27 protein-coding genes are annotated in these 26,480 nt (G+C 68.6%); 20 read left to right on the top strand and 7 right to left on the bottom strand.

Translation table 11 applies throughout. The annotated features are described in order from the left end of the window. The first annotated feature begins 344 nt into the window (after positions 1-344). From ACFYLW_RS01375 to ACFYLW_RS01385, 3 genes are read left to right on the top strand one after another with little or no spacing between them, the layout of a single operon-like run. Complete coding sequence (locus ACFYLW_RS01375) at positions 345-1,700, top strand: MFS transporter (protein WP_390182539.1); 1,356 nt, start codon at positions 345-347, stop codon at positions 1,698-1,700. Further along, on the top strand, positions 1,700-3,547 hold the full coding sequence (locus ACFYLW_RS01380; protein WP_390182540.1) for a hypothetical protein: 1,848 nt from the start codon (positions 1,700-1,702) through the stop codon (positions 3,545-3,547). Before ACFYLW_RS01375 ends, ACFYLW_RS01380 begins: the two co-directional genes overlap by 1 nt. Then, positions 3,535-4,731 carry an SGNH/GDSL hydrolase family protein gene (locus tag ACFYLW_RS01385; protein WP_390182542.1) on the top strand — a complete coding sequence of 399 codons (1,197 nt, stop codon included), beginning with the start codon at positions 3,535-3,537 and terminating at the stop codon, positions 4,729-4,731. Before ACFYLW_RS01380 ends, ACFYLW_RS01385 begins: the two co-directional genes overlap by 13 nt. Here ACFYLW_RS01385 and ACFYLW_RS01390 read toward each other — a convergent pair. The 3 genes from ACFYLW_RS01390 to kdgD all read right to left on the bottom strand — a co-directional run bounded on the left by ACFYLW_RS01390 (position 4,728) and on the right by kdgD (position 8,221). Next, positions 4,728-6,305 (bottom strand): carboxylesterase/lipase family protein, encoded by a 1,578-nt coding sequence (locus ACFYLW_RS01390; protein WP_390182544.1) that lies wholly within the window; start codon positions 6,303-6,305, stop codon positions 4,728-4,730. The two genes, ACFYLW_RS01385 and ACFYLW_RS01390, sit on opposite strands and share 4 nt — an antisense overlap. 10 nt (positions 6,306-6,315) lie before the next feature. Further along, positions 6,316-7,215: a LysR substrate-binding domain-containing protein gene (locus ACFYLW_RS01395; RefSeq protein ID WP_313102999.1), complete on the bottom strand. Its 900-nt coding sequence runs from the start codon at positions 7,213-7,215 to the stop codon at positions 6,316-6,318. A 61-nt stretch (positions 7,216-7,276) separates the two neighbouring features. Continuing rightward, the gene (gene kdgD, locus ACFYLW_RS01400) at positions 7,277-8,221 is read right to left on the bottom strand and encodes a 5-dehydro-4-deoxyglucarate dehydratase (RefSeq protein WP_313103000.1); all 945 of its coding nucleotides are present in this window, start codon (positions 8,219-8,221) and stop codon (positions 7,277-7,279) included. A 251-nt stretch (positions 8,222-8,472) separates the two neighbouring features. Between kdgD and ACFYLW_RS01405 the strand changes: the two genes are divergently transcribed. From ACFYLW_RS01405 to ACFYLW_RS01430, 6 genes are all read left to right on the top strand, one after another. Further along, complete coding sequence (locus ACFYLW_RS01405) at positions 8,473-9,915, top strand: aldehyde dehydrogenase family protein (RefSeq protein WP_390182545.1); 1,443 nt, start codon at positions 8,473-8,475, stop codon at positions 9,913-9,915. Between the two features lie 10 nt (positions 9,916-9,925). Continuing rightward, positions 9,926-10,414, top strand: a complete 489-nt coding sequence (locus ACFYLW_RS01410; protein ID WP_390182546.1) for a hypothetical protein — start codon at positions 9,926-9,928, stop codon at positions 10,412-10,414. Positions 10,415-10,565: 151 nt separating this feature from the next. Further along, the gene (locus tag ACFYLW_RS01415; RefSeq protein ID WP_390182547.1) at positions 10,566-10,928 is read left to right on the top strand and encodes a PadR family transcriptional regulator; all 363 of its coding nucleotides are present in this window, start codon (positions 10,566-10,568) and stop codon (positions 10,926-10,928) included. 23 nt (positions 10,929-10,951) lie between these two features. Then, entirely contained in the window at positions 10,952-12,079 is a 1,128-nt protein-coding gene (locus tag ACFYLW_RS01420) for a hypothetical protein (protein WP_390182548.1), read from the top strand. A gap of 67 nt (positions 12,080-12,146) precedes the next feature. Further along, on the top strand, positions 12,147-13,253 hold the full coding sequence (locus ACFYLW_RS01425; RefSeq protein WP_390182549.1) for a bifunctional transcriptional activator/DNA repair enzyme AdaA: 1,107 nt from the start codon (positions 12,147-12,149) through the stop codon (positions 13,251-13,253). Then, complete coding sequence (locus tag ACFYLW_RS01430; protein WP_390182550.1) at positions 13,234-13,764, top strand: methylated-DNA--[protein]-cysteine S-methyltransferase; 531 nt, start codon at positions 13,234-13,236, stop codon at positions 13,762-13,764. The genes ACFYLW_RS01425 and ACFYLW_RS01430 overlap by 20 nt, the downstream gene beginning before the upstream one ends. Here ACFYLW_RS01430 and ACFYLW_RS01435 read toward each other — a convergent pair. Both ACFYLW_RS01435 and ilvA read right to left on the bottom strand, forming a co-directional pair. Continuing rightward, positions 13,757-14,440 (bottom strand): LamG domain-containing protein, encoded by a 684-nt coding sequence (locus ACFYLW_RS01435; protein WP_292083647.1) that lies wholly within the window; start codon positions 14,438-14,440, stop codon positions 13,757-13,759. The genes ACFYLW_RS01430 and ACFYLW_RS01435 overlap by 8 nt on opposite strands. Before the next feature lie 10 nt (positions 14,441-14,450). Further along, positions 14,451-15,968: a threonine ammonia-lyase, biosynthetic gene (gene ilvA, locus ACFYLW_RS01440; protein WP_292083645.1), complete on the bottom strand. Its 1,518-nt coding sequence runs from the start codon at positions 15,966-15,968 to the stop codon at positions 14,451-14,453. Between the two features lie 173 nt (positions 15,969-16,141). Between ilvA and ACFYLW_RS01445 the strand changes: the two genes are divergently transcribed. From ACFYLW_RS01445 to nadC, 7 genes are all read left to right on the top strand, one after another. Continuing rightward, positions 16,142-16,477, top strand: a complete 336-nt coding sequence (locus ACFYLW_RS01445; RefSeq protein WP_292083643.1) for a GIY-YIG nuclease family protein — start codon at positions 16,142-16,144, stop codon at positions 16,475-16,477. A 66-nt stretch (positions 16,478-16,543) separates the two neighbouring features. After that, positions 16,544-17,236 (top strand): hypothetical protein, encoded by a 693-nt coding sequence (locus ACFYLW_RS01450; RefSeq protein WP_292083642.1) that lies wholly within the window; start codon positions 16,544-16,546, stop codon positions 17,234-17,236. Beyond that, the gene (locus ACFYLW_RS01455) at positions 17,229-17,438 is read left to right on the top strand and encodes a helix-turn-helix transcriptional regulator (protein WP_292083640.1); all 210 of its coding nucleotides are present in this window, start codon (positions 17,229-17,231) and stop codon (positions 17,436-17,438) included. Before ACFYLW_RS01450 ends, ACFYLW_RS01455 begins: the two co-directional genes overlap by 8 nt. Before the next feature lie 106 nt (positions 17,439-17,544). Continuing rightward, positions 17,545-18,624 carry a quinolinate synthase NadA gene (gene nadA / locus ACFYLW_RS01460; RefSeq protein WP_292083639.1) on the top strand — a complete coding sequence of 360 codons (1,080 nt, stop codon included), beginning with the start codon at positions 17,545-17,547 and terminating at the stop codon, positions 18,622-18,624. A gap of 12 nt (positions 18,625-18,636) precedes the next feature. Continuing rightward, positions 18,637-19,530 (top strand): metalloprotease, encoded by an 894-nt coding sequence (locus tag ACFYLW_RS01465; RefSeq protein WP_390182551.1) that lies wholly within the window; start codon positions 18,637-18,639, stop codon positions 19,528-19,530. Positions 19,531-19,534: 4 nt separating this feature from the next. Further along, positions 19,535-21,046, top strand: a complete 1,512-nt coding sequence (locus ACFYLW_RS01470) for an L-aspartate oxidase (protein ID WP_390182552.1) — start codon at positions 19,535-19,537, stop codon at positions 21,044-21,046. Positions 21,047-21,239: 193 nt separating this feature from the next. Next, entirely contained in the window at positions 21,240-22,100 is an 861-nt protein-coding gene (gene nadC / locus ACFYLW_RS01475; protein ID WP_390182553.1) for a carboxylating nicotinate-nucleotide diphosphorylase, read from the top strand. Here nadC and ACFYLW_RS01480 read toward each other — a convergent pair. After that, positions 22,054-23,208, bottom strand: coding sequence for an acyltransferase (locus ACFYLW_RS01480; RefSeq protein ID WP_313103424.1), 1,155 nt, complete (start codon positions 23,206-23,208; stop codon positions 22,054-22,056). The two genes, nadC and ACFYLW_RS01480, sit on opposite strands and share 47 nt — an antisense overlap. Positions 23,209-23,320: 112 nt before the next feature. Between ACFYLW_RS01480 and ACFYLW_RS01485 the strand changes: the two genes are divergently transcribed. After that, positions 23,321-23,530 (top strand): hypothetical protein, encoded by a 210-nt coding sequence (locus ACFYLW_RS01485; RefSeq protein ID WP_292083635.1) that lies wholly within the window; start codon positions 23,321-23,323, stop codon positions 23,528-23,530. Positions 23,531-23,551: 21 nt separating this feature from the next. Here ACFYLW_RS01485 and ACFYLW_RS01490 read toward each other — a convergent pair whose 3' ends face one another. After that, positions 23,552-24,532, bottom strand: coding sequence for a cell wall hydrolase (locus ACFYLW_RS01490; RefSeq protein WP_292083634.1), 981 nt, complete (start codon positions 24,530-24,532; stop codon positions 23,552-23,554). Between the two features lie 428 nt (positions 24,533-24,960). Here ACFYLW_RS01490 and ACFYLW_RS01495 point away from each other — a divergent pair, with 428 nt between their 5' ends. From ACFYLW_RS01495 to ACFYLW_RS01505, 3 genes are all read left to right on the top strand, one after another. Further along, positions 24,961-25,161, top strand: coding sequence for a hypothetical protein (locus ACFYLW_RS01495; RefSeq protein WP_390182554.1), 201 nt, complete (start codon positions 24,961-24,963; stop codon positions 25,159-25,161). Between the two features lie 234 nt (positions 25,162-25,395). Next, entirely contained in the window at positions 25,396-25,758 is a 363-nt protein-coding gene (locus ACFYLW_RS01500; protein WP_292083632.1) for a DUF6481 family protein, read from the top strand. Between the two features lie 157 nt (positions 25,759-25,915). Further along, positions 25,916-26,395 (top strand): Dps family protein, encoded by a 480-nt coding sequence (locus tag ACFYLW_RS01505; protein ID WP_292083630.1) that lies wholly within the window; start codon positions 25,916-25,918, stop codon positions 26,393-26,395. The last annotated feature ends 85 nt before the right edge of the window (positions 26,396-26,480 follow it).

Raw genomic sequence — 26,480 nt, forward strand, 5'->3', positions numbered from 1 at the left:
TCTCTTCCCTCCCTATCGCCGACGTTTCGCCGGTCTCTCTATGGGCCGCGAGATCCTGCGAACCCGCGTCGCTGCCGGTCGCCCGATCTCGCAGAATGACGATAGGTTCACCGGATCGATGCACGCCAATCCGAAGAAGGCATGAACCAATGCAGGATATGAACTGATACCGGTTTCCCACTGATGCCATTTCTGGATCGATCGATAAGGATTTTAGCTTAGACGATCGCCGAACTTCCTGATTATCGTCATCCCAAAGGCGCCCGCAGAGGCGCTGCAAGGGAGAGACGGCCAGCGGCGATCGGCGTCCCCGGTCTGGTCTCGCAGATCGAGGAAACGCACAGATGATCGACGGGACAATTGCGTCCGCCGCCCCTGCGACCCAGCGCCGCACGCGTATGCGATACGGCATCCTGTTGCTGATCTTTCTGCTGACCACGATCAACTACGCCGATCGGGCGACCTTCTCGATCGCAGGCGACGCGGCGTCCAGGGACCTGGGGCTCAACCCCATCCAGATGGGCTACATCATGTCGGCCTTCGCCTGGGCCTATGTGATCGGACAGATCCCGGGCGGCGCCCTGCTGGACCGTTTCGGCACCAAGCTGATCTACACCATCGCCATCGCCGCCTGGTCCTTCTTCACCCTGGTCCAGGGCTTTTCGGGCTTCCTGACGGGCGGCGCGATCTTCGCCGGCCTGTTCGCCATGCGCTTCATGGTGGGTCTGGCCGAAAGCCCCTCCTTCCCTGGCAATGCGCGGCTGGTCGCCGCCTGGTTCCCGGGCTCCGAGCGCGGCACGGCCTCGGCCATCTTCAACTCGGCGCAGTACTTCTCTCTGGTCGTCTTCGCCCCCTTCATGGGCTGGCTGGTGCACACCTTCGACTGGCACTCGGTCTTCTTCGTCATGGGCGGCCTGGGCCTGATCGCCGCCTTCGTCTTCTGGAAGATGGTGCGCAGCCCGGTCGATCACCCCGGCGTCAACAAGGCGGAGCTGGACTACATCGAAGCCGGCGGCGGCCTGACCCGCATGGAGGACCGGACCGTCACCAAGTCGGCCGCCTTCACCTGGGCCAACGTCAAACAGGTGCTGGGCAGCCGCATGCTGATGGGCGTCTTCATCGGCCAGTACGGCATCAATGTCCTGACCTACTTCTTCGTGACCTGGTTCCCGATCTATCTGGTCAAGGAGCGCGGCCTGAACATTCTCGAGGCCGGCTTCGCCGCGGCCGCCCCGGCCCTGTGCGGCTTCGCCGGCGGCGTTCTGGGCGGGATCATCTCAGACGCCCTGCTGAAGAAGACCGGTTCGCTGACCATCGCCCGCAAGACGCCGCTACTGATCGGCATGCTGCTGTCGGCCCTGATCATCGCCTGCGCCTATATCGACAACTCGGCCCTGATCGTGGTCGTCATGGCCGTGGCCTTCTTCGGCAAGGGGATCGCCTCTCTGGGCTGGGCCGTGGTGTCCGACACCTCGCCGCGTGAGTTCGTCGGCGTGACCGGCGGCATCTTCAACACCTTCGGCAACTCGGCCGGCATCGTGACCCCCATCGTCATCGGCTACATCGTGGCGGCGACAGGCTCGTTCGACGGGGCTCTGTGGTTCGTCGGCATCCACTGCCTTCTGGTCATCGCCGCCTACTTCCTGATCACCGGCAAGATCGAGCGTCTGACCCTGAACTCGACCGAGGCCAAGGCCTGATGCGGCTGGATCGCAGGCAGATCCTCGGCGGCGCCTCCCTGGTCGCCCTTGGAACCGCGTTCAAGCCCGACGCCGCCCACGCCGCCTCGATCCAGGTCGTCACTCCCATGCCCGCGCCGACCTGGGCCCTGCTGCAACGCGAGCTGATCCGGGCCAACACCGAGGCGTGCGAGGCATTCTACGCCCGTTATTTCGACGAGCGCGGTTACTTCCTCTGCTTCGAGCGCTGGGGCGCCAATGACGGCCCTGACGACGCCATCGAGAACGTCAACGGCTGGCCCCTGCTGCACGCCATCGGCGCCCCCGACCGCATCAAGGCCATGTACACCCAGGCCTGGGAAGGCCACCTGCGCCAGTTCACCGAGGCCAGGACCACCGAGGTCGAAATCGCCCGCGAAGGCATGTTCTTCAAGGAGTTCAACGTCCAGCTGGACTGGCAGCATCACGCCGAAGAGATGACGCTGTTCAACGTCCAGGGCCTGTCGGACCCTGACAATCCCCGCTTCCGCGATCGCGCCCGCCGCTTCGCCGGCCTCTACATGGGCGAGGACCCGACCGCGCCGAACTATGACCCGCAGCACCGGATCATCCGTAGTCTGATGAACGGCTCCAAGGGGCCGATGCTGCGCAAGGCGACGGCCCTGGACTGGGCCGGCGATCCCTTCGATCCGACGCACTTCTTCATGGAGCACGGCGAAGAGACCTACGAACAGACGCTTCAGCACTACGAGGAATACACCGACGTCGTCGGCGACCACCCGCTGAACATGTTCTCGACCACCCTGGCCCTGAACGCCTTCATGCTGGAACAGGAGCCGAAGTATCGCGACTGGCTGCTGGGCTATATCGACGCCTGGGCCGAGCGGGCCAAGGCGAACGACGACATCCTGCCGTCCAACGTCGGGCTGGACGGGGTGATCGGATCGGCGGCCGACGGCAAGTGGTGGGGCGGGGCCTACGGCTGGGGCTTCAGCCCCGTGAACCCCGTCACCGGCAAGCGTGAGGACCGCAACCGCGTGCCGCGCACGGCCATGGGCTTCTTCAACGCCTATCTGCTGACCGGCGACGACAAGTATCTGCAGACCTGGCGCGCCCAGGCCGACCGCATCAACGCCCAGAAGCGCACCGTCGACGGCAAGGTGCAGACGCCGACCATGTACGGCGACGACGGCTGGTATGGCTGGCGCGACGGTCTGCATCTGAACAACTCGCTCGACATCTGGTGGCTGTCGATGAAGGACAGCGACCGCCGCCGGGCCCCTGACCACCCCTGGATCGCCTATCTGGAGGGCCGCAATCCCGACTGGGTCGAGACTGCCCTGCGCGCCGACCTGGGCAAGGTGGCCGAACGCGCCAAGGCTCAGCGCGAGGATACGACCACGCCGGACACGCGGCTGGCCGACGGGGTGCTGGACGTCAATCCGTGCAGCGTCACCGCCCTGATGCATCAGACCATGGGCGCCCTGCACATCGCCCGGCCCTCATGGGCGCCGAGCAGCGCCAATGCGGGCGGATCGCCCCTGTTCGCCCGGCTGCGCTACTTCGACGCCGACGCCCGCCGCGCGGGTCTGCCGCCGGACACCGCCGCCCTGATCGACCGGATGACGGCGACCGAAACCGGCGTCACCCTGATCAACCTCAGCCAGACGCAGCCCCGCACCGTCATCATCCAGGGCGGCGGCTATGGCGAGCATCGCATCCGCGACGTCCAGATCGGCGAAAGCCGCCGGGCGGTGAACGCCGCCGACTTCAGCCTGACCCTGGCGCCGGGCGCGGGCGCGCGGCTGGTCCTGACCATGGACCGATACGTCAATGCGCCGACCCTGAAGTTCCCTTGGCGACGCTAGGGCGACGCGCGCTCGCCGGCGCGCTGGGCCTGTCGCTGATGGCGGCCGGCCCGGCCGTCGCCGCACAGGAACGTTGGGTGGCCGCCTACGCCTTTGCGCCGTCGTCCGCGGCGGGACCGGCAGGGCCGGCGTCAGCGCCCAATCCCCGGGACGTGCGCGGTCCGCTGGGTCCAGACGTCGTCGAAGGCGTGACCCTGAGTCATGTCGTGACGGTGACGGCGTCGGGCCAGCGCCTCCGCTTGCGGCTGTCGAACGCCTATGGCGCCGAGCCGATCACCCTGGGCGCGGTGACCGTTCACCTCGGGGACATGACGCGCGAGGTGCGTTTCAACGGCGAGCGTTCATCAATCATGCCGGCCGGCGCGCCGCTGGTGTCGGATGCGGTCGATCTGCCGGTCGCGGCTCTGGATGAGGTGAAGGTCAGCATCGCCCTGCCTCGTGCCACCCGCCTTCCCACCCATCGCTGGCGCCAGACAATGCGGAGCGCGGACGGCGTCGAGAGCGCGCCCATGCGTCTCGGCGTCTTGCTGGCCGGGATCGAGGTGGAAAGCGCCGCGCCGCCCGGCGTCATCGTGGCCTTCGGCGATTCGATCACCGAGGGCACCGGCGCCTTGCCGGACGGCCCCGGCGGCTGGCCTGAACGGCTGGCCGCGCGTCTGGTGGAAGCCGGTCGTCCGTGGGCGGTCATCAACGCCGGCATCGGCGGAAACCGCCTGCTGCATCAGGGCTCGGGTCCGTCAGGTCTGGAGCGTCTGGACGCCGACGCCCTGGTCCCTGCGGGCGCGCGCTGCCTGATCCTGCTGGAAGGCGTCAACGACATCGGCCGCCCTTCGCGGCCCCAGTACGCCCATCAGGCGGTAAGCGCCGCGGATCTGATCGCCGGCTATCGTCAGGTCATCCGCCGCGCCCATGCGGCGGGGCTCAAGGCCGTGCTGGCGACGGTGCCGCCGTTCGAAGGCGCCAACTATTTCACGCCGGAAGGCGAGGCGGTGCGGCAGGCCGTCAACGCCTGGCTGCGCGCCCAGACCGAAGCCGACGGCGTGGTCGACTTCGACGCCGCGCTTCGCGATCCCGTCGCGCCTTCTCGCCTGCAGGCGACCTTCCACAGCGGCGACTGGCTGCACCCGTCGGACGCCGGTTATCAGGCCATGGCCGAGGCCATCCCGCTGGACGCCTGCGACTAGGTGCCCTGCTTGAGGAAGGGCGCGGTCTGGAACAGGCGGCGCTCGTCGGCGCGCGGGTCGTTCTCGGCGCGGCTGTTCACGTCAAAGATCATCGTCGCCCGTTCCGGCAGGGTGTAGCGATCCCAGCGCGGGATGGCGGCGTTGTTGGGATCCCCGGTCCTGGCGAAGGCGATGAAGGTTTCGCTCATGGCCTCGGCCGCCCGCTTCGCATCCGGCCCCGCCCCCGCCTTGGCTTCGGTCTTGTCGCAGTTGTCGAACGCCAGGCCGATGTCGAAGCCATGATAGGCGCCGCGCCATGGCTCGACCGGAGAGGCGAAGTCCAGCTGATACATCCAGGTCGGACCGTTCAGTTTGGCGCGTTCCTCCGCCTGGATCAGGTGTCCGGGGCGGGAACGGCCGCACGTCGCGGCGGCGACGAACACCTCCCGGGGCGTCATCTGCGGGAAACGGGCGCGGTACCAGTCGACGACGTACCGGGCGTTGAGGTCCAGCACGAACTCCGGCGCGAGGCGCGGCGCGATGTTGTCCCAGGTGATTTCCGGCGCCCCGGGACCTCCCGCCGCCCCGCCGCCGAACTCATCGTGGGTATTGCCGATGATCATGGGGATGTGGCCGCTCTCGCGCGGCGCATCGGGCACGAACGGGTGTCTCGGCAAGCTATGGTGATCCATCACCGAGTGGAAATAGATCCCGCCCTTCTCCAGCGGGTCGGCCATCTGAAGCGCCTCGACCAGCCGTCCGGCCGGCAGGGTCGCCAGCTCCGCCGCGCGATCCGCCGTCAGCCCCAGATGATCGAGGAAACGCCGCATCCGCAGTTCCGCGTGCTGCGGCCCCATGGCGGTGACGTGCTGGCCGCTCATGGTGATGACACGGTGATAGAGGCCCGCCGCGCGCGGCATGGCCATCAGGGTCACCAGCTTGGCCCCGCCGCCTGACTGACCGAAGACCATGACGTTCGCGGGATCACCGCCAAAGCCGGCGATGTTGTCCCTGACCCATTCCAGCGCCAGGATCAGATCCAGATTGCCGACGCTGCCCGAGGCCGCGAACTCACCGCCCAGCAGCTGTCCCAGACCGCTGTAGCCAAAGACGTTCAGCCGGTGATTAAGCGTCACCACCACCACGTCCCCGCGTCGGCACAGGGCTGCGCCGTCATACAGGGGGCTGGAGCCCGAACCGTTGGCGTGCGCCCCGCCGTGGACATAGACCATGACCGGCCGGGCCCCGCCGTCGGCCAGCGCCGGTGTCCAGACGTTCAGGAACAGGCAGTCTTCGCTCTGGTTCGGCTCATTGCTCTTCTGCGGCGAAGCATGGCCATAGGCCGTGGCGTCGGCCACGCCTCGCCACGCCGCAGGCTTCTCCGCCGGTCGAAAGCGACGATTGCTGGTGTCGGCGCCGTAGCGCACGCCCTTGAAGACCTTGATGTCCCGATCGACATAGCCGCGCACCCTGCCATGGCGGGTGTCGGCCACCGGGCGCGCCGCTTCGGCATGGACCCCGCCGCCGGCCATGGCGGAAAGGGCCAGGCCAGCGCCCATGGTGCAAACAGCGCGACGGCTCGGGTCCAGGGTCATGCGGCCTCTCTCATGGCGTTTCGTCCTCGACCTGGGCTCTGAACAGATCAAGCAGAGGCTTCAGACTGGGATTGTCGTTGTCGCGCCGCCAGGCCACGAACAGTTCGACCGGGCGCGCCGGGGAGATGTCCAGCGGACGGAATTCGACCCCGTCGAAATGCAGGCGCATCGCCGCCTCCGGGACGATGGCCGCGCCGATGCGCGCGTGCACCAAAGCCAGGATCGAGTGGATCTGGCTCATGTGCTGGACCTGCTGCGGCGAAACCCCGGCCGCATCGAACAGGCCGCTGAGCATGCCGTGGAAATAGCCGGCGCCCTCGGGCGCATACATGATCATCGGCAGGGCGTCGAAATCACCTAACGACACCACGGCCTTGTCGAGCCGCGGGTCGCCGGACGGCAGGGCCGCCACCAAAGGCTCGGTCATGACCCGCAGCTTGTCGAACTCCGGCCGGTTCAGGGGCGGACGGATCAGACCCAGGTCGATGCGCCCGGTCAGCAAGGCCTCGATCTGCTCGCCCGTCACCATTTCCCGCAGCGCCAGATCGACGCTGGGCAGGCGTTCGCGCGCCAGTTCGACCAGCTTGGGCAAAAAGCTGTAGCCGGAGGCGGCGGTGAAGCCGATGGCTACCCGGCCCGCCTCGCCGCTGGCGATCCGCCGCGTCGCCAGGGAGGCGGACTCGGCAAGCCGCAGGATGCGCCGCGCCTCGATCAGAAAGGCGCGGCCGGCGGGCGTCAATCGGACAGACCGGCTGGTGCGGTCCAGCAAGACCACGCCGAGAATGCGTTCCAGCAGTTGCACCTGACGGCTCAACGGCGGCTGGGTCATGTTGAGGCGCGTGGCCGCGCGACCGAAGTGAAGCTCCTCGGCCACAGCCACGAAGCAGCGCAATTGGCTCAGTTCAAACATGTCCGCCCTCCATCGGATCGGTCAGCCTAGGCGCTTCGATCCGATGGGAACAGGTCATGGCCTAGCCGTTCGCCGCCCGCTTTGCAGCGGCAGGTTGGACACGCGCAATCAGGGCCTGCAGCTCGGCGAACTCGCTATCCTTGAGGTCAACCAGCGGCGTGCGCACCGGACCGGCGGTGCGGCCGATGGCCGTCATGCCCGCCTTGACGATCGACACGGCGTAGCCCTTGCCCTTGTTGCGCAGGGCGATGTAGGGCAGCACGAAGTCGCGCAGGCCCGCCATGATGGTGTCGTGATCGCGCGCGCGCACCGCCTTGTAGAAGTTCAGCGCAAAGTCCGGCACGAAGTTGAAGATGGCTGACGAATAGGTCGTCACGCCCATCTCCAGATAGGCCGGGGCGAAGGTCTCGGCCGTCGGCAGACCGCCGATATAGGTCAGGCGATCGCCCATCCGGGCATAGACCTGCATCATCAGTTCGATGTCGCCGACGCCGTCCTTGAAACCGACCAGGTTCGGATTGCGCTCGCACAGCTTCTCAAGAGTGTCGGCGTTCAGGATGGCGTTGTCGCGGTTGTAGACGATGACGCCCAGCTTGGTCGACTTGCAGACCGCCTCGACGTGGGCGGCCAGGCCTTCCTGTCCCGGGAACATCAGATAGGGCGGCAGCAGCAACACGCCGTCGGCGCCGGCGGCCTCGGCCGATTGGGCCATGGCGACGGCGGCGGCGGTCCCATGACCGGCGCCGGCGACGACCGGCGTCCGGCCCCGGGTTTCGGCGACCGCAGCCTTGACGACGGCTTCAACCTCATCCGGCTTCAGCGAGAAGAATTCACCCGTCCCGCCCGCGGCGAAGAGACCCGCAAGGTCATTCTGAAGCATCCAGTCGCAGTGCTCGCGGTAGGCGGCTTCGACAAACTGACCCTGGGCGTCGAAATGGGTCACCGGGAAGGAGAGCAGGCCGCCGCCGATCGTGGCGGCCATCTCCGCCGGGGTCATTCTGGACATGGAATTCCCTGTTTTCTCGCGGACGAGCGGCCCCAACGGCGCTCTGCAATTTCGCGTCTGAGCAGGACCGTATCGAGAGCAATCATGCCGGTCTAAGCCAAAGGAGCTATCGACCGATGCCGGATTTGGCTTGATCTCGCCGGACAGAATCGATGCGCAAACGCTCTTGATCCATGCCCTCTTGAGGGTTCGCATTCAGCGGCCGCATCGCTAGACAATAGCGTTCCAAGACCAGGCCAGAGGACCTTCCCATGACGGACACGCTTGAGCTTTCGCACTGGATCGGCGGCGAGAAGGTGGACGGGGACTTGTCGGGCGAGAGCCTGAACCCGTCGGACGTGCGCGAGGTCGTGGCCCGCACGCCCAAGGGCGGGGCGGCCGAGGTGGATCAGGCGGTGCAGGCGGCGCGCGCCGCCTTCCCCGGCTGGGCCGACGCGTCGCCGGAGGCGCGCTTCGACGTGCTGGATCGGGCCGGGTCCCTGTTGATGGAGCGCGCGCCGCAGATCGGCCGCCTGCTGTCGCGCGAGGAGGGCAAGACCCTGCCGGAGGGCATGGGCGAGACCATGCGCGCCGCCCGCATTCTCAAGTATTTCGCCGGCGAGGCCCTGCGCGTCCACGGCCAGAACCTGGCCTCGACGCGGCCGGGGGTGGAGATCCAGACCTATCGCCAGCCGGTCGGGGTCTTCGGCCTGATCACGCCGTGGAACTTCCCCATCGCCATTCCGGCGTGGAAGATCGCCCCCGCCATCGCCTTCGGCAACACCGTGGTCATCAAGCCCGCCGGCCCGACGCCGGCCACAGCCGAGGCCCTGATCGCCATCCTGCATGAGGCGGGCCTGCCCAGGGGCGTGGTCAACATGGTCATCGGCGACGGCGACGTGGGCCGCGCCATCGTCGCCCATCCCGGCGTGGACGGGATCAGCTTCACCGGCTCGCAGGGCGTCGGCGCGGGCGTGGCCGAGGGCGCGATGAAGCGTCAGGCCCGCGTGCAACTGGAGATGGGCGGCAAGAACCCGCTGATCGTGCTGGACGACGCCGACCTGGAGCGGGCGGTGGCCATCGCCCTGGACGGCAGCTTCTTCGCCACCGGCCAGCGCTGCACGGCGTCGAGCCGCCTGATCGTGCAGGACGGCATCCACGACCGCTTCGTCGCCCTGCTGGCCGAGAAGGTGGCGGCGCTTCGCGTCGGCGACGCGCTCGACCCCACGACCCAGATGGGTCCGGCGGTGACCGAGGCCCAGCGCGACGTGTCGTATAACTACATCGACATCGCCCGTGACGGCGGCGGCCGGATCGTCACCGGCGGCGAGCGGCTGACGCTCGACAAGCCCGGCTGGTACGTCCAGCCGACCCTGATCGCCGACACCCTGCCGGACGCCCGCATCAACACCGAGGAGGTCTTCGGACCCGTCGCCTCGACCATCCGCGTGGCCAGCTATGAAGAGGCCCTGGCGGTCGCCAACGGCGTCGAGTTCGGCCTGTCGGCGGGCATCGTCACCCAGTCGCTGAAACACGCCCGCGACTTCCAGAGGAACGCCAGGGCCGGCATGACCATGGTCAACCTGGCCACGGCCGGCGTCGACTATCACGTCCCCTTCGGCGGCACGAAGAAGTCCAGCTACGGCCCCCGCGAACAGGGCTTCGCCGCCGTCGAGTTCTATACACAGATCAAGACCAGCTACAGCGCCGCCTAGGAGCCAGACGATGATCGCCCTGCCTGTCCTTGCCGCCATTATTCAGGTCGCCCTGCCGCAGGGGCCGCACACGATCATCACGCCCCTGAAGCCGGCGGAGCTGCCGCCGGCCCTGACCGCCCGTGTGCTGGCGGCGGCGCCCGGCCTGACCATCACCGGCGCTGAGCGGAAGGAACGCGAAGACCGCATCTATTTCGACGTGGCCGGCCAGCGGCCCGACGGCGCCGAGATCGAGCTGGACGTCCAGCAGATCGACGGCGACTTCGACATCGTCGAGATCCAGCGCGACCTGGCCTTCGACGACATGCCCGAACCGGTGCGCGCCCTGACCGCGAGCGCTCTGGGGCGAAGCCGTCCCGCGCGCATCATCGAGAGCGTTCAGAAAGACGGCGTCGTCATCTTCGAACTGTTCGCACACGGACAACCCGGCGAACCCTCCGCCGAGGTTCGTTTTGAGAATGGGGAAGCCAAGTTTCTCACCGAGCGTTGGCCTCACTAAACCATCGGGCGCCTAGCTTTCTGGGCGATTGTTGAGAGCCGCTCTCAATCTGCGCCGGTCTTAAGTGGTTTTGAGCCGGCGCTAAGTGGTCCTGACACAATGACATGGCGAGGGTTCTTGACGGCCTCGTACAGTATGTCGCATACACTGTATGTCGCACACTATATGGCGGCGAGTGAGGAGAGGGCGCGTGGACAGGGCTCTGTTCGAGGCGATGCGGCTGGAGCTGCGGCGCGGGTCGCTGGTGCTGGCGGTGCTCGCCTGCCTGCGGACCGAACGCTACGGCTACACCCTGCGTCAGGCCCTGGCGGCGGACGGGCTGGAGATGGAGGAATCCACCCTCTATCCGCTGCTGCGGCGGCTGGAGGGGCAGGGGCTGCTGACCAGCGAATGGCGCGAGGAAGAGAAGCGGAAAAAGCGCTTCTACGTCCTGTCGCCCCAGGGCGAGGTCCTGCTGGCCGCCCTGACCGAGGAATGGCGCGGCATCAACGCCTCGCTGGATCGCATGCTGTGAATTTTCGGGGGAGGGAGACCACAATGGACGTGATCGAACGCTATCTGGAGGCCGTGGCGGCCCAGTTGCCGGTCGAGGAGCGCGAGGACATCGTCGCCGAGCTGCGCGATCTGATCCTGAGCCGCATCGAGGCGCGCGAGGAGGAGCTGGACCGCGCCCTGAGCGACGAGGAGAAGGAGGCGATCCTGCATGAGATCGGCCACCCCCTGGTCGTCGCCGCCCGCTATCGCAAGGGGCCGGACAGTCTCATTGGGCCCGAGCTGTTCCCCTACTGGCTGTTCGGGGCCAAGGCGGGGCTGATCGTGATCGCGGCGGTGCAGGTGCTGGGGCTGCTGGTCCATGTGCTGGGCGATCCGGCTGATTTCGGCCAGGCGAGCGGCCAGGCCTTCCACGGCTTCTTCTCCGGGGCGCTGACCTTGCTGGGCGCGCTGACGCTCGCGGGAGCGATCATGGAGCACTACGACATCAAGCCGACCTGGCTGACCAAATGGCGGGTGCGCGACCTGTCGGCCTTTGGTCTGGCCGATCCGGCGAAATGGGGCGCGTCGATGGCTGGAAGCGACAAGGCCAAGGCCGAATGGATGCCCCAGGGCGCCAAGGTCTGGGGCGTGCGGGCCGAGACGCCACGCGCCGCCGAGGCCCTGTGGTCCTTCATCGCCAGCGCCGTCTTCATCCTGTGGTGGATCGGCGTGATCCGCTTCACCGGCGTCGGCGACTTCGCCCTGCGCGGCGGCGACGTCAGCGTGACGGCGGCGCCGATCTGGTCGCTGCTGTTCGGGCTGATCCTGGCCTGGGCCGTGGCGGGCATGGCGGTGGACGGCGTCACTTTGTGGCGACCGGAGGCCCGGCGGCTGCAGGCTTTGTTGAAGATCCCGGTGGCCGCGGCGGGACTGTGGATCGGCTGGCGTCTGTTCCAGGCCGGGCACTGGGCCACCCTGACCCAGGGCGAGCAGACGGCGCGGGTCATGGGAACCTCGCCCATCCACATGGACTTCGACGCCATCCACGCCATTCCCGAGGCCCAGCGCGGCCTGGCCGAGACGGCCCTGACCCTGGGCACGGTGCTGAGCTGGGTGCTGGCGATCATCATGCTGTGCCTGGCGGTCGACATCCTGAAGGCCCTGTGGCGGATCGCGACGGCGCGGGAGTGATCCGTCGCGGCGCCGTCATGTCCGAAAACCGCGAGACAGGCTGGCGCGGCGAGAGCATGTTGCGGGCATGGAAGACGCCCGGGACAGTCTGGATCAGGAGGCCTGCTACCGGGCGGTCCTGACGCGCGACCCGCGCTTTGACGGGCGCTTCTTCACCTGCGTGAAGACGACGGGGATCTATTGCCGCCCGGTCTGTCCGGCGCGGACCCCCAGGCGCGAGAACATGCGCTTCGTCGCCTCGGCGGCGGCGGCGGAGGAGGCGGGGTTCCGCGCCTGCCTGCGCTGCCGGCCCGAGACGGCGCCCGACATGGGGGCGTGGCGCGGGACGTCCAACACCGTCAGCCGGGCCCTGGGCCTGATCGAGGCGGGGGCGCTGGATGAAGGCGATGTGGATGCTCTGGCGGTGCGGCTGGGGGTGGGCGAGCGGCATCTGCGCCGCCTGTTCCGCCAGCATCTGGGCGCGGCCCCGGTCAGCGTGGCCCAGACGCGGCGGGTGCTGCTGGCCAAGGCCCTGATCCATCAGACCGATCTGGGCATGGCCGAGGTGGCGCTGGCTTCGGGTTTCGGCAGCGTGCGGCGTTTCAACGAGACGTTTCAGGGGCTGTATGGCCGCCCGCCCTCGGCCCTGCGACGACGGGCGGAGAGGTCCGCTGACGGCGGAGTGAGGCTGAGCCTGCCCTATCGTCCGCCCTATGCGGTCGAGGCCATGCTGGCGGCGCTGGCTGCGCGCGGCGACACGGTTGAGGGCGGGGTCTGGCGGCGCGAGTTAACGCCCGATGTGGACGGCGCAACCGGCGAGGTCTCGGCCCGCTTCGAGAGCGGAAACCGGCTGGCGGTGACAGTGGCGGCCTCGGACCTGAAGGCCCTGCCGGGCGTGCTGGCGCGGGTGCGGCGGGTGTTCGACCTGTCGGCGGACCCCGAGGCGATCCAGCGCGACCTGTCGGCGGACGCTGTCCTGGCGCCTTTGGTGAAGGCGCGGCCTGGCCTGCGCCTGCCCGGCGACTGGATCAATGCGGGGGCGGACATGGCCAGCGACCGATTGGAAGACGAGCGGCTCGCAAGACGGGCCGAGCAATGGCGGCCCTGGCGGGCCTATGGCGCGCTGCATCTGCGGGAAGCGGGGATCGACGGCGCCGCATTGATGGAGATGGACGATGAAAAAGACGCAGCCTGAAGCCTTCACCCTCGACCGCATCGCCTCGCCGGTGGGCGAGGTCCTGCTGGTGACCGACGCCGAGGGCGCGGTGCGGGCCTTCGACTTCGCGGATTATGAGGCGCGGATGTTGAAGCTGCTGGCCGGCCACTATGGCGAGGTCGTGCTGAGCGAAGGCCGGGCGCCCGAGGCGGTGCGGGCGGCGGTGGCGGCCTACTTTGGCGGCGACGCCACGGCCCTGGACGGGATCGCGGTCAAGACCGGCGGCACCGACTTCCAGCGTTCGGTCTGGGCGGCCCTGCGCACCATTCCGGCGGGCGAGACCTGGAGCTACGGCCAACTCGCCTCGGCCATCGGCAAGCCCAGCGCCGTGCGCGCCGTGGGTCTGGCCAACGGGGCCAATCCCGTGGGCGTCATCGTGCCCTGCCACCGCGTCGTCGGCGCCAACGGAACCCTGACCGGCTATGCGGGCGGGCTGGAGCGCAAGCGCTGGCTGCTGGCGCACGAGGGCGCGGCGCCCCGCCTTATCTGAGCGGCGAGGTGAACTGGTCGGGCGTCAGAGCGCGGGGGGTGAAGCGGGCTTCGCGCACGGCGCCGTTGAAGTAGTTGACGCGGTTGATGCGCGTGCCGACCGAGGACCGGCCGGGGCCTTGCGGCTTGAAGGCGATCTCGGCCCCGGTCTGCAGCACGCCGTTGACGAAGGAGCGGTAGGTGGTCCCGTCGAAGGTCTGGGCGACGTGGGCCCACTGGCCGAGGGGGTGCAGTTTCGTCTCGTCGATCAGGGGCTTGTTGTAGCCCTCGCCCTTGGTGAAGGCGTCCAGATACCAGCCGCCCTCGACCACGCGGATCTCGAACATGATGCGGGTGCCGGGACCGCCCGGCGCCTCATCCGACTGCAGGTGGAACCAGCGCTGCTCGAAGGGGCCGCCGTCGGGGCGGAAGACGGCTTCGAAGGTGAAGGTCGCGGCGCCCGCCAGCGGATGCCTGTCGATGAACAGGGCGTCGTCCACGCCGTCGAACCGGACCGCCGGGCCAAAGGGGCTGGCGACGATCTGCGGCGCGCCCTCGACATGGGTGACCTCGCCGCCGATGGCCGACAGGCGGTCGAAGGTCCAGACGGTCTGATCGGCGGGCGCGGCGGCGGGCAGGGAGGCGCAGGCGGCCAAGCCGAGCGGAGCGGCCAGAACGGCGCGGCGGTTCAAGGTCATGTCGTCCCCCTCAGGCCGCGCCGTCGAGGAAGAGGCGGCAGGCCGGATTGTCGGTCTCGTCGACATAGGGGTAGCCGAGGGCGTCCAGCGCGGTCCAGAGGGCGGCGACCTGATCCGGGGCGACGCTGATCCCGGCCAGAACCCGGCCCACGTCGTCGCCGTGGTTGCGATAGTGGAACAGGGTCAGGGCCCAGGCGGGCTGGAGGCTGTTGAGGAAGCGCAGGAAGGCGCCGGGGCGCTCGGGGAACTCGAAACGCAGCAACCGTTCGTGCGGCAGGCCGATGGTGCGGCCCCCGACCATGTAGCGAACGTGCAGCTTGGCCGTCTCGTTGTCGCTCATGTCCTCGACCGCGTAGCCGTCGGCGCGCAGGCGTTCGATCAGGGTATGCCGCTCCTCGGCGCCGTTCTTGAGCGAGACGCCGACAAAGATCTGGGCCGTGCCGTCGCCGGACCAGCGATAGTTGAACTCGGTCACCGAGCGGCCGTCGAGGCTCTGCAGGAAGCGGTGATAGTCGTCGCGGCGGTCGGGCATGGCCACGGCCAGCAGGGCCTCGGCGCCTTCGCCGATCTCGGCCCGTTCAGCCACGTGACGCAGGCGGTCGAAGTTGACGTTGGCGCCCGAGTTGATCGCGACCAGGGCGCCGGTTCCGGGATGGCGCGCGGCCCAGACCTTGAGCCCCGCCAGGGCCACGGCGCCCGAGGGCTCGGCCACGGCGCGGACGTCGTCGAAGATGTCCTTGATCGCCGCGCAGATGGCGTCGGTGTCGACCAGGACGATGTCGTCCAGCAGGTCGCGGCACAGGCGGAAGGTCTCGTCGCCCGCCCGGCGTACGGCCACTCCGTCGGCGAACAGGCCGACCTGATCGAGGGTGACGACCTTGCCGGCGGCCAGGGCGCTCTTCATCGTCGGGGCGTCGGCGGGCTCGACGCCGATGATCTTCGTCTCGGGGCGCAGGAAGCGGACGATGGCCGCGACCCCCGCCGCCAGACCCCCGCCGCCGATGGGGATGAAGACGGCGTCGATGGGATCGGGGTGCTGGCGCAGGATCTCCAGCCCGACTGTGCCCTGGCCCGCGATCACGTCGGGGTCGTCGAAGGGGTGGACGAAGGTCGCGCCCGTCTCCTGTTCCAGCTTGCGCGCGTGGGCGTAGGCGTCGTCGAAGCTGTCGCCGTGCAGGACCACGGTCCCGCCCAGGGCCTTGACCGCCGCCACCTTGATGCCCGGCGTGGTGGTCGGCATGACGATGGTGGAGGCGGCACCGCGCCTCGCCGCCGCCAGGGCCACACCCTGGGCGTGATTGCCCGCCGAGGCGCAGATGACGCCGCGCGCCAGCTCGGCCTCGCTCAGGGCGGCGATGCGGTTGTAGGCGCCGCGAATCTTGAACGAGAAGACCGGCTGCAGGTCTTCGCGCTTCAGCAGGGCCGGGCGGTCCAGCCGCCCCGACAGCCGCTTCAGCGGATCCAGAGGTGTTTCCTCGGCCACGTCATAGACGCGGGCGGTCAGGATGCGGCGAACGGTGTCTTGCACAAAAAACTCGAAACAGCGCGGTCGGGAGGATCAAACGACCTCTGATCTAGGCCAGAACTCGCACGCGGGGGAAGGGTCTTGCGGCGGACGCTTGGCGGATTGTTTGCGCGCCGCATATTTACCCGGGTAATATGTTCATCTATTTAATCCGGGTAAAACAGAAGGAGGCGTCCATGACGTCCACAGATCGCAAGGCGCTCATCGCCGACTACAAGGACCGCGAAACCGTCGCCGGGGTGTTCGCCGTCATCTGTTCCGCCACCGGCCGCGCCTGGGTGGGGCAGAGTCGTCACATCGACACCCAGCAGAACGGTCTGTGGTTCGCGCTGAAGCTGGGCAGCAGCCCGTATCGGTCGCTGCAGGCCGAATGGACCGCCCACGGCGCCGACAGCTTCCGCTTCGAGCAACTGGACCGCCTGGCGACTGACCTGTCCGATATGGCCCGCAAGGACGACCTGAAGAAGCGCGCCGCCCTGTGGACCGCGCGGCTTGGCGCGGAGAAGCTCTGAACCGGCGCTCTTGCAATGTAACCTGTAGGTGATACGTGTAACCCATAGGTGTCACGGGAGGGGCGGGTGAGCGACGAATTGGAAAAGGCCAAGGCGAACGAGCGGCATAGGGCTCGACGTCTGTGGATGGCGGCCGGCCTGGGCGGGCTGGGCGTGGCCGCCCTGCCTTGTGCTGTTTTTCTATGGAATACAGGCTGGCCAGCCTGCGAGCCGCTGGCCGTGATGCTGGCGGTCGTCGGGATCAGCGTCGTGGCTTCCAGCTTCGCCTGGGGCGGCCGCCATATGCCCAACGGCGACACCATCCGCGTCGAAAACGCCAAGGGCGGCTATCGCGACATGATCCAGAAGCAGCGGGCCGTGTCGATGGCCCTGATGCCGATCACGTCGCTCTATCTGGTCTATCGGGGAACGCTCGGGGTCTGGAACATCGCAAACGGGCAGGGCGACCAAGCGGACTGGAGCATGGCTGCCCTGTCGCCGATGATTCCGATGGTTCTGCTGCTGATGGTCGCGGGCCTCGATAATCCGGGCGACAAGAAGATGAAGCGGTTGCTGGAGGACGAACTGACCCTGTCCTTCCGCCGCAGCGCGCTGAACATGGCGCTGGCCGTGGCCATGGTCGGGCTGCTGGGCGTTTTTGCTCTGGGACTGTGGCGGCCCGAGGCGGCGGTGGCGGCTCTGCCGGGCCTGATGTTCGCCACGGCCTCGGCGTCGGCGCTGCGCTACTGGCAGCTGGACCGGCGGGCCAGCGGTGGCTGAGCCGCGTCTGGTCATCCACCTGAAGGCGGTGCGGACAGCGGCGGGGCTGACGCAGCAGGAACTGGCCGACCGGGCGAAGCTGTCGAGGAAGACGGTGAATACGGTCGAGAACGGCGTCTTCACCCCTTCGGTCCTGGTCGCCCTGACGCTGGCGCGCGCGCTGGACGTGCCGCTGGACGCCCTGTTCACGCTGGAGGACTGAGCCGATTTCCCTTGCGCCGTGTGCGGAAGGGCCTACATTGCGCCTGCTTATGCTAACTTTGAGCATAAGTCGGGGCCGCGCAGACGGCCGCAAGGGAGTTGAGGCGATGGCGGACGGCGCTTTCGGTCTGTCGAAGGAACTGGCGGAAGAGACCGCTCCGGTCTGGGAGAAGGTCAAGGGTCTGGTGACGCCGCTGGAGTGGCCGGAACAGGCGAAGCTGATCAGCGAGATCAACGCGCTGAAGAAGCAGCGTGACGCCGTCATCCTGGCCCACAACTACATGACGCCGGAGATCTTCCACGGCGTGGGCGACTATGTCGGCGACAGCCTGGGGCTGGCCAAGGAGGCCGCCAAGTCCAAGGCCAAGGTGATCGTCCAGGCGGGCGTGCACTTCATGGCCGAGACGTCGAAGATACTGTCGCCGGACAAGACCGTGCTGATCCCCGACCTGCGCGCGGGTTGCTCGCTGGCGTCGTCGATCACGGGGGCGGACGTGCGCCTGATCAAGCAGCGCTACCCCGGCCTGCCGGTGGTCACCTATGTGAACACCACCGCCGACGTGAAGGCCGAGACCGACATCTGCTGCACCAGCGCCAACGCCGTTCAGGTGGTGGAATGGGCGGCCAGGGAATGGGGCGTCGAAAAGGTCATCCTGATCCCCGACGAGTTCCTGGCGCGCAACGTCGCGGCCCAGACGAATGTCGGCATCATCGCCTGGAAGGGCCGCTGCGAGGTGCATGAGCGCTTCACCGCCGACGACATCGCCGAGATGCGCGCCGCCTATCCGGGCGCGGAAATCCTGGCCCACCCGGAATGCCCGGAAGAGGTGCTGGCGGCGTCGGACTTCGCCGGCTCGACGGCGGCCATGATCGACTACGTGGTGGATCGCAAGCCGAAGCAGGTGGTGATGATCACCGAGTGCTCGATGGCTTCGAACGTCAAGGGCGACGTGCCCGGCGTCGACTTCATCGGCCCGTGCAACCTGTGCCCGCACATGAAGCGCATCACGCTCGAGAACATCCGCGACTGCCTCAAGTACATGCAGTTCGAGGTTACGGTGGAGCCCGAGATGGCCGAGCGCGGGCGTCTGGCCGTGCAGCGGATGATCGACCTGCCGCCGCCTGCCGTTCCGGCGCGCTATGACCTGATCAAGGCCCGGCACCACGTCGACGTGGAGCTGATCTGAGGTCCTGCGGCGATGCGGCCCGTTGCGGGCCGCGCGTCGCAAGCCCAGTTCGACGCCATGAGCGATATCGACAACACTCCACGCCGCCCCGGTCCCTGGGATCTGCCGCCCGAACCGGCGACGTCCGAGCCCGTGCGCGCGTCCAAGGCCGCGCGGCTGGAGGACAAGGGCCAGCATCCGGCCTGGGCCATCGCTTCGACCCTGCTGATGGCGGGTTTCCTGTGGTGGATCACCGGCAGCGTCATCGTGGCGGGGGCCGTGCTGTTCGGCCTGTTCGTGCATGAGTATGGCCACGTGCTGGCGATGAACCGCCTCGGCATGGGGCCGGCGCGCATCTACATCATCCCCTTCCTCGGCGGGCTGGCCAAGGCGCAGCGCGAGCCGAAGAGCGAGTGGCATGGGGTGTTGGTGTCGCTGGCGGGGCCGGCCTTCGGCCTCATCGCCATGATCCCTTTCGTGGCCGTCGGCTTGGCGCTGCGTTCGCCCGAGTGGCTGATGGGGGCCTTCTTCATCGCCATGATCAATCTGGTGAACCTGCTGCCGGCTCCGCCGCTGGACGGCTCGAAAGCGCTCGGCCCGGTGCTGACGCGGGTGCATCCGCGGCTGGAGCAGGTCGCTCTGCTGGCCGTCGGCGGTCTGGCCGTCTGGTGGGGTCTGTCGACGGGGCGGTTCATTCTGGCGGCGTTTCTCGGCATCGCCGTTTTCAGCCATCTGAAGCGCGGCGTCTGGCGCGCGGCCTGGGGACGGCTGAGCTGGCCCGAGGCGGGGCGTAGTCTGGCGCTGTATCTGGCGACGGCGGCGATCTGTGCGGCGGCGGCCATCGGCGCCCTGCTGCCCCTGACCGGGGGCGCGGTGGAGCCGGCCTTCGACATGGGCTTGCGGTTCATCGGCGTGGGAGGCCGCTAGGGGCATGGCGCGCATCCGGCATGACGGGCCGCTGATCATCGGCGGCGGACTGGCGGGGCTGTCGGCTGCGCTGGAGGCGGCACCGGCCAAGGCGCTTGTCGTGACGCCGGAGCCTCTGCTGAACGCCTGTTCCTCGGCCTGGGCCCAGGGCGGGCTGGCGGCGGCCCTGTCGCCCAGGGACAGCGCGGTCCTGCACGCGAAGGACACCGAAGGCGCGGGCGCCGGTCTGGTCGAGCCCGAGGCGGCGCGCGCCCTGACCGAGCGCGGGCGCGAGACGGTGGAGTGGCTGGCCGCGCTGGGCGCGCCCTTCGACCGCGACGAGGCGGGCGGGTTCTCCGTCAGCCTTGAGGCGGCGCACAGCCTGCCGCGCGTGGCGCGGGTCGGCGGCGACGGCGCGGGCCGGGCCATCCTGTCGGCGGTGGTGGCGGCGGCGCGGGCGTCCAAGCATGTCGAAATCTGGGAGGACGGTCGGCTGCGCGGTCTGATCCAGGATGTGGACGGCCGTGTGCGCGGCGCACTGATCGAGCGATCCGGCGGGCGCGTGGACGAGGTCTTCGCCCCGGCCGTGGTTCTGGCCACCGGCGGCGTCGGCGGGCTTTATGAAGTGACGACCAACCCTTCGGCCCTGCGTGGCGAGGGGCTGGCTCTGGCCTATGCGGCGGGAGCAGAGATTCTCGATCCCGAGTTCGTGCAGTTCCACCCCACCGCCATCGACGTCGGGCTGGACCCGGCGCCGCTGGCGACCGAGGCCCTGCGCGGCGAGGGCGCGCGGCTGGTGGACGGAAGCGGCGCCTATCTGCTGGGCGAAGACGCCGACGCCGACCTGGCCCCGAGGGACATCGTGGCGCGGGTGGTGCACGCGGCGCGCGTGGACGGACGCGGCGCGTTTCTGGACGCGACCCAGGCCGTGGGCGAGGCCTTCCCGCACGAGTTTCCGGCGGTGTTCGCCGCCTGCATGCGCGCCGGGCTGGACCCGCGTGTCAGCCCCATCCCGGTGGCGGCGGCGGCCCACTATCATATGGGCGGCATCGTCGCCGACGACGAGGGGCGGACGACGGTTCCGGGCCTCTACGCCATCGGCGAATGTGCGGCGACGGGGGTGCACGGCGCCAATCGTCTGGCCTCCAACTCCCTGCTGGAAGCGGGCGCTTTCGGGCGGCGCGCCGGGCGGGCTGCGGCGCAGGAGGTGCAGCCGGCCAAGGCCGCGCTGAAGCCGACGCGGGCCTCGAAGGACTTGCCGACGGAAGCCATGGCCGAACTGCGCGCCGCCATGACCCGGTTCGCGGGCGTGGTGCGCGACGAGGAGGGGCTGAGCGCCCTGATCGCCGTGATCGACCGGCTGGCCAAGGCGCATCCCGACGCCGTGGTGCTGACTGTCGCGCGGCTGATCGCCGAGGGGGCGCTGAACCGCCGCGAGAGCCGGGGCGGGCATTTCCGCGCCGACTATCCCGACAGCCTGCCGACGGCGGAACATACACGGATGCGGCGGGCGCTCCCTGTGCTCGAAGCGACGTGACGGGCGCACCGCGATCCTCCCCTGCGCGGCGGGGGAGGGGGACCACGCAGTGGTGGAGGGGGCGGATCCACGCTCTTGCCTCTCCAGCGTTGAACGTTGAAACAGCAACAACCGGGGCGGATGTCGCCGCCCCCTCCACCACGCTGCGCGTGGTCCCCCTCCCCCGTCGGGGACGGGGGAGGATTGGTGAAGCATGATGACCCGAACCCTGCCGGACCTGCTGATCGAACCTGTTGTGCGGATGGCTCTGGCCGAGGACCTGGGGCGCGTCGGCGACGTGACGGCCCAGGCCTGCATTCCCGAGGACGCGCGCTTCAGCGCCGTCTTCGCCGCCCGTCAGGCGGGGGTGATGGCGTGCGGGGCCGTGGTGCGGATCGCCGTCCACGCCATGGATCCCCAGGCGAAGGTTTCGGTGAAGGTCGCCGACGGCGAGGCCTTCGAGGCCGGGACCGTGCTGGTCGCGGTCGAGGCTGATGCGCGCGCCCTGCTGGCGGCGGAACGGACGGCGCTGAACCTGCTGGGCCGCATGTGCGGCATCGCCACCCTGACCCGGACCTATGTCGAGGCGGTGGCGGGAACGACCGCCCGCATCGCCGACACCCGCAAGACCACGCCCGGCCTGCGGGCGCTGGAGAAGCACGCGGTGGCCTGCGGCGGCGGGCTGAACCATCGCTTCGGGCTGGATGACGCCATCCTGATCAAGGACAACCACGTCGCCGTCTGCGGCGGGGCGGGCGAGGCGGTGCGCCGCGCCAGGGCCTTCGCGCCCCACCTGATGAAGGTCGAGGTCGAGGTCGACGGTCTGGATCAGCTGGACGAGGTCCTGCCCGAACGCCCCGACGTCATCATGCTGGACAACTTCAGCCTGGAGGACATGGCCGAGGCCGTGCGCCGCGTGCGCGGCAGCGCCTTCGGTCCGGTGACGCTGGAGGCCTCAGGCGGGGTGAACCTGACGACAGTGGCGGGCATCGCCGCGACCGGGGTCGACGTGATCTCGGTCGGCGCGCTTACGCACTCGGTTCCGCAACTGGACGTGGGTCTGGACGCGAACTGAGGTTGCCGGTGCTGAACCAGCGGCGGCGGATGGCGCGCTGCAAGGGCGCGTCGATCAGCCGGTTGTAGAGGTCGGCGGCGACCACGGCGGCGACCAAAGCCAGCCCCCACAGGCCCCAGGCCTGCCAGGCGACCGTGGCGGCGGCCGGATGCAATCTCTCGACCAGGGGCTGGACGCCGCTGAACCAGACGATTCCGGTGATAGTGTGGGTCATGAAGAGGCTGAAGCTGACCTTGGCGCCCCAGGCCGCGCCGGGGATCGGCTTGGCGGTCGGCAAGGCGCCGCAGCCCAGCACCGCCGCGCAGATGGCGATCAGACTGACCAGGTCCGGCCCCGCGACGGCGACGTTGGCCAGAAGGGCCGCGCCGCCGCCCAGACCGATCAGGCGGGCGGTGCGGGGCGACCAGTCCGCCGTCTCGACCGCGCGGGCCAGGGTCAGGCCGATCAGGAACAGGGGGACGGCGCGGAACATGGCCCACTGAAACGGCAGGTCGAACAGGGCGTGCCCCAGCAAGGTCAGGCTGAGGGCCTGGCCGACGAGCATCAGCGTCAGGCCCAGGGCCAGGGCCGTCAGCGGTCCGGGCAGGCGTCGCATGGCGCGCCACAGCCAGGGAAAGAAGGCGTAGCAGATCAGCAGGGCCGACAGGGTCCAGGCCGGGATGTTCCATTGGCCCCCGCCCAGGCCGAAGGCGTGCAGCAGCAGGATCTGGGCGGGCAGGCCGGACCATTCGAAGCGCTCGGCGTGGACCGGCGTTTTCCCGATCATGGACGCCTCGAGCACCAGCAGGGCCAGAATGGCGAGGGTGATCAGATGGGTCGGATAGCTGCGGGCGAAGCGCTTGAGCCAGAAACGGACGGGCGTGATCCGGCCGGAGACGACGCCGGCGCCATAGGCCCGCGCCAGGACAAAGCCCGACAACAGCAGGAAGAAGTCAGTGGCCAGATAGCCGCGTTCCCAGACGCTGTGCAGGTCGGCCAGGGGGATCGGGGCCTCGTCGCCGAAGTGGAAAAGGACCACGAACATGGAGGCGAGGAAGCGCAGGGCGTCGAGCGCCCCGCCCCGCACGAGGGCGGCCGGCTGGGGCGTGGCGGTGGTCGTCGTCGTCAAGGGCCGTCTCCCGCGCCTTGGGGGGAAGGCGCATCGTCATCCGTTCAGCAAGAAACGCGCCGGGAACGTCTTTCCGTCGGGGGCCGTTTCATTCCGACGAAAGGAGAAGCCCATGAGCAAGACCCCCTCGGTTCCCAAGGAGCAGCGCAGCTTCGCCGACCATGGCGCACGGCCGATCGACGAGATGGCGGACCGACGCGATCTGGCCACGGGCGCCCAATCAGGTCAGCCCGGGGACGCCGACGTCAACACCGGCCAGCAGGGGCGGTTCGGCAATCTGAAGCAGAACCTGACCACCCAGTGGAAGACGCAGGACCGTTAAGAGCCGCTAGCCGGAAGATGGTTAGCCGGCGACGCCGACCGCAGTCGTGTTCGATGCGTTTCCGGCGAGCTGATTATAGGGCACGGGGCCGCTGGAGGCCTCGGTGGTCGTCAGGCTAGCCTGCATCAGGCGCGGCGTTTCAGGGGCGGTCGAGGGACGCGGCGTGTAGCGGAACGCGTCGCTGGAGCCTGAGCGCCCACCGAAGCGGTAGAAGAGGTGGTCGCCGACCTGGCCGACCTTGACCAGGCTGTTGCGCCAGCTGGGCGAGACGCCGGTGGTGTGGAAGTGGGTGGCGTTGCCGACCGGGGCGTAGACCTGACCCGACAGGGCTTTGGAGGCCACGTCGCGGGCGCGGTTCCAGGCGGCGCGGTTGACGGCGCCGCGCATGGCGCCGTTGCAGGTGAAGCTGAACTGGCAGCCGGTGCTGCGGTTCGAGCCCTGGAAGACCACGGCGCAGACCGTATTGGGGAAGGAGGGGTGACGGGCGCGGTTCAGCACCACCTGGACCACGGCCTTCATGCCGTCCACGCCCTCGCCGCGCGCTTCATAATAGGCGGCCTTGGTGAGGCAATCGAGATCGCGCGACTGATCCAGGGCGGTGCCGAGACGGAAGGGCTTGGCGGCTGGATTGGCCAGGTTGGCGCGACGCAGGCCGTTCCGGGATTCTTCGAGGCGGGCGGTCAGCAGTTCCGCCTGGCGGTCCCGCTGGGCGGCGCCGGCGACGGCGTAGGGGTCGTGACGATCGGCGATGGCCAGGGCGCTGGCGTCCAGGCCGCCGGCTGCGGCGGCCATGGCTTCCTGGGTATAGCCCTCGGCGCCGGCGCCCTGCAGGCGTTCAGCCTGGGCGCGAACGGTCGAAGCCTGGGCGGCCACGCCGCCCAGATAGGCTCCACCGACAGCAAGGCTGACGACGCCGCCGAACGCCGCAGCCGCCGTCTTGGGGCGCAGGCGAACAGAGCGGGCGGCGTGCATCAGCGCACGCGTCTGCGAGGAGAAACTCAAAAGCGTAGTCCTGTTCAGCAGGGCGAGGATGCCGCCCCTTTACTCAACGGAACCGGGCGACAAGACGCGTCGCGAACCCGCTCCGGACCAGAGGTCGACGAACGGCCGACCACCGGAAGGCGGGCCTTAAGCCATCTGTTTATGTTCTCAATGTGGTTGATTCGGCAATTGCTGTTGCGCCGCAACAATTCGTCGCGCCTATAGAGACGGTGAATTTTGCGACCCTGACGACCGCTTGTCATTGCTTCAGAACATCTTGCGAAATCTGTATTCGATTACGGGGTGATGATCTCGAGGCGGAGGCGGTTTCGCTGTAAGCGCTATTGGGGAGGTATGGGTTACTTTCTTGATGCGCTCGCGGACAAGGCGGGAACTTTCGGCCCCTGGCGGCGTTGCAAGCTCAACCATTTCAAGGAGTTCTCCGCCTGATGACCCGTTTCCCGATCCGCGCCGCCGCCCTTCTCGTTCTGGGAGCCTCCGCGATGGCGCTTTCCGCCTGCGGACACACGGTCGAGCAAAAGGCCGCGACCGGCGCCATCGCCGGCGCCGTGGTGGCCGGACCGGTTGGGGCGGCGGTGGGCGGCGCGGCTGGGGCGGCGGTCGGCCATGTCGACAAGCCGAAACGCTAGATCGGCCTTACGGCGTCGCTTGTAGGCGGCCAGGCCGGCGCCCGCATAGGGCTCGCCGCGCGATTTTCGCTCGAAATTGCGTGTTTGAGGTCCGGAAACGGCGGCAGAGCTTGATTTCTGCGCCGGATTCCGCTTTGGCAGCGCGCCGGGCCGTTCGCGCATCCGCACGCCCGCCGGGCCGCCGTTGATCGGCGTCGCCCCCCATCAGAGTTTCAAGGAAGACCGCCTCTACGCATGCGAGACCTCAAACAAACCGGCTTCAACGATCGTATCTCCGCCCAGCAAGACGCCAAGAAGGCCCTGCTGGCCAAGTTCAAGCCCAAGCCGGCGGTCCAGGACCCCGAGTTCGAGAAGCTGGCTGAGAAGCGCGCCGCCGAGAAGGAAGCCCAGCGTCAGCAGTTCGAGCTGGAGAAGGCTGAAGTGCGTCGCCAGAAGGCTGAGAAGGAAGCCGCCCGTCTGGCCGCCGAAATGGCCGCCCAGGACGAGGTCGACGCCGCCAAGCGCGCCGCCCGCAAGGAGCGCAAGCAGCTGACCAAGGAAGAACAGAAGGCCGCGCGCGACGCCCGCTACGCCGCCCGCAAGGCGCGCCAGCGCTAGGACGCGACCGGCCGGCAGGGGCGTGCAACGCCCCTGCGGCTCCAGCGTTACAGGCGTGAAGATTCCGGCCGGCGCCGGGCGCGACCCCTTGGATCGCGGCCCGGGTTTCCTAACTGCAAGGCTGGATATTCACACAGCGACGCAAACAGGAGCCGCCATGACCGCCGCCATCGACACCGGCCTGAAACCCAAGGAACGCGACGAGGTCGCCCGCGAGCTGTCCAAGGTCCTCGCCGACAGCTTCGCCGTCTATCAGAAGACGCACGGCTACCACTGGAACGTCCGCGGGCCGGAGTTCTTCAGCCTGCACAAACTGCTGGAGCAGCAGTACAACGAAATCTGGGCCGCGCTGGACGATATCGCCGAGCGTATCCGCGCCCTGGGCGAACTGGCCCCGCAGAGCGCCTCGGCCTTCGCCAACCTGACCTCGATCAAGGACGGTGACCCCGAGAAGGACGCCAGCGAGATGCTCAAGGAGCTGATCAAGGACCACGGCGTGCTGATCGCCACGACCCGCGCCGCGCTGGACGCCGCCGACGAGGTGGGCGACGAGGCCAGCGTCGATCTGATGACCCAGCGCCTGGCCGCTCACGAAAAGGCCGCCTGGATGCTGCGGTCCAGCCTGGGTGATCGCTGATCCCCTCACGGAACGGTAATCTTCGGGCCTGAAAAGCGCCGGATTGGGCGGTCAATCAGATCACCCTCCGGCGCTCGCCAGCGCC

Origin of the sequence: Brevundimonas sp. NPDC007368 (genome assembly GCF_042869015.1) — a bacterium.
GTDB lineage: Bacteria > Pseudomonadota > Alphaproteobacteria > Caulobacterales > Caulobacteraceae > Brevundimonas.

What these genes read in the sequence shown, in the direction of transcription:
- ACFYLW_RS01445 (WP_292083643.1), top strand. Translation starts at nt 16,142, where the DNA reads ATGACGTCCACAGATCGCAAGGCGCTCATCGCCGACTACAAGGACCGC.
- ACFYLW_RS01425 (WP_390182549.1), top strand. Translation starts at nt 12,147, where the DNA reads ATGGAAGACGCCCGGGACAGTCTGGATCAGGAGGCCTGCTACCGGGCG.
- ACFYLW_RS01485 (WP_292083635.1), top strand. Translation starts at nt 23,321, where the DNA reads ATGAGCAAGACCCCCTCGGTTCCCAAGGAGCAGCGCAGCTTCGCCGAC.
- nadA (WP_292083639.1), top strand. Translation starts at nt 17,545, where the DNA reads ATGGCGGACGGCGCTTTCGGTCTGTCGAAGGAACTGGCGGAAGAGACC.
- ACFYLW_RS01470 (WP_390182552.1), top strand. Translation starts at nt 19,535, where the DNA reads ATGGCGCGCATCCGGCATGACGGGCCGCTGATCATCGGCGGCGGACTG.
- ACFYLW_RS01420 (WP_390182548.1), top strand. Translation starts at nt 10,952, where the DNA reads ATGGACGTGATCGAACGCTATCTGGAGGCCGTGGCGGCCCAGTTGCCG.
- ACFYLW_RS01435 (WP_292083647.1), bottom strand. Translation starts at nt 14,440, where the DNA reads ATGACCTTGAACCGCCGCGCCGTTCTGGCCGCTCCGCTCGGCTTGGCC.
- ACFYLW_RS01495 (WP_390182554.1), top strand. Translation starts at nt 24,961, where the DNA reads ATGACCCGTTTCCCGATCCGCGCCGCCGCCCTTCTCGTTCTGGGAGCC.
- ACFYLW_RS01405 (WP_390182545.1), top strand. Translation starts at nt 8,473, where the DNA reads ATGACGGACACGCTTGAGCTTTCGCACTGGATCGGCGGCGAGAAGGTG.
- ACFYLW_RS01500 (WP_292083632.1), top strand. Translation starts at nt 25,396, where the DNA reads ATGCGAGACCTCAAACAAACCGGCTTCAACGATCGTATCTCCGCCCAG.
- ACFYLW_RS01395 (WP_313102999.1), bottom strand. Translation starts at nt 7,215, where the DNA reads ATGTTTGAACTGAGCCAATTGCGCTGCTTCGTGGCTGTGGCCGAGGAG.
- ACFYLW_RS01410 (WP_390182546.1), top strand. Translation starts at nt 9,926, where the DNA reads ATGATCGCCCTGCCTGTCCTTGCCGCCATTATTCAGGTCGCCCTGCCG.
- ACFYLW_RS01505 (WP_292083630.1), top strand. Translation starts at nt 25,916, where the DNA reads ATGACCGCCGCCATCGACACCGGCCTGAAACCCAAGGAACGCGACGAG.
- ACFYLW_RS01415 (WP_390182547.1), top strand. Translation starts at nt 10,566, where the DNA reads ATGTCGCACACTATATGGCGGCGAGTGAGGAGAGGGCGCGTGGACAGG.
- ACFYLW_RS01465 (WP_390182551.1), top strand. Translation starts at nt 18,637, where the DNA reads ATGCGGCCCGTTGCGGGCCGCGCGTCGCAAGCCCAGTTCGACGCCATG.
- ACFYLW_RS01380 (WP_390182540.1), top strand. Translation starts at nt 1,700, where the DNA reads ATGCGGCTGGATCGCAGGCAGATCCTCGGCGGCGCCTCCCTGGTCGCC.
- ACFYLW_RS01375 (WP_390182539.1), top strand. Translation starts at nt 345, where the DNA reads ATGATCGACGGGACAATTGCGTCCGCCGCCCCTGCGACCCAGCGCCGC.
- kdgD (WP_313103000.1), bottom strand. Translation starts at nt 8,221, where the DNA reads ATGTCCAGAATGACCCCGGCGGAGATGGCCGCCACGATCGGCGGCGGC.
- nadC (WP_390182553.1), top strand. Translation starts at nt 21,240, where the DNA reads ATGATGACCCGAACCCTGCCGGACCTGCTGATCGAACCTGTTGTGCGG.
- ACFYLW_RS01430 (WP_390182550.1), top strand. Translation starts at nt 13,234, where the DNA reads ATGAAAAAGACGCAGCCTGAAGCCTTCACCCTCGACCGCATCGCCTCG.
- ACFYLW_RS01390 (WP_390182544.1), bottom strand. Translation starts at nt 6,305, where the DNA reads ATGACCCTGGACCCGAGCCGTCGCGCTGTTTGCACCATGGGCGCTGGC.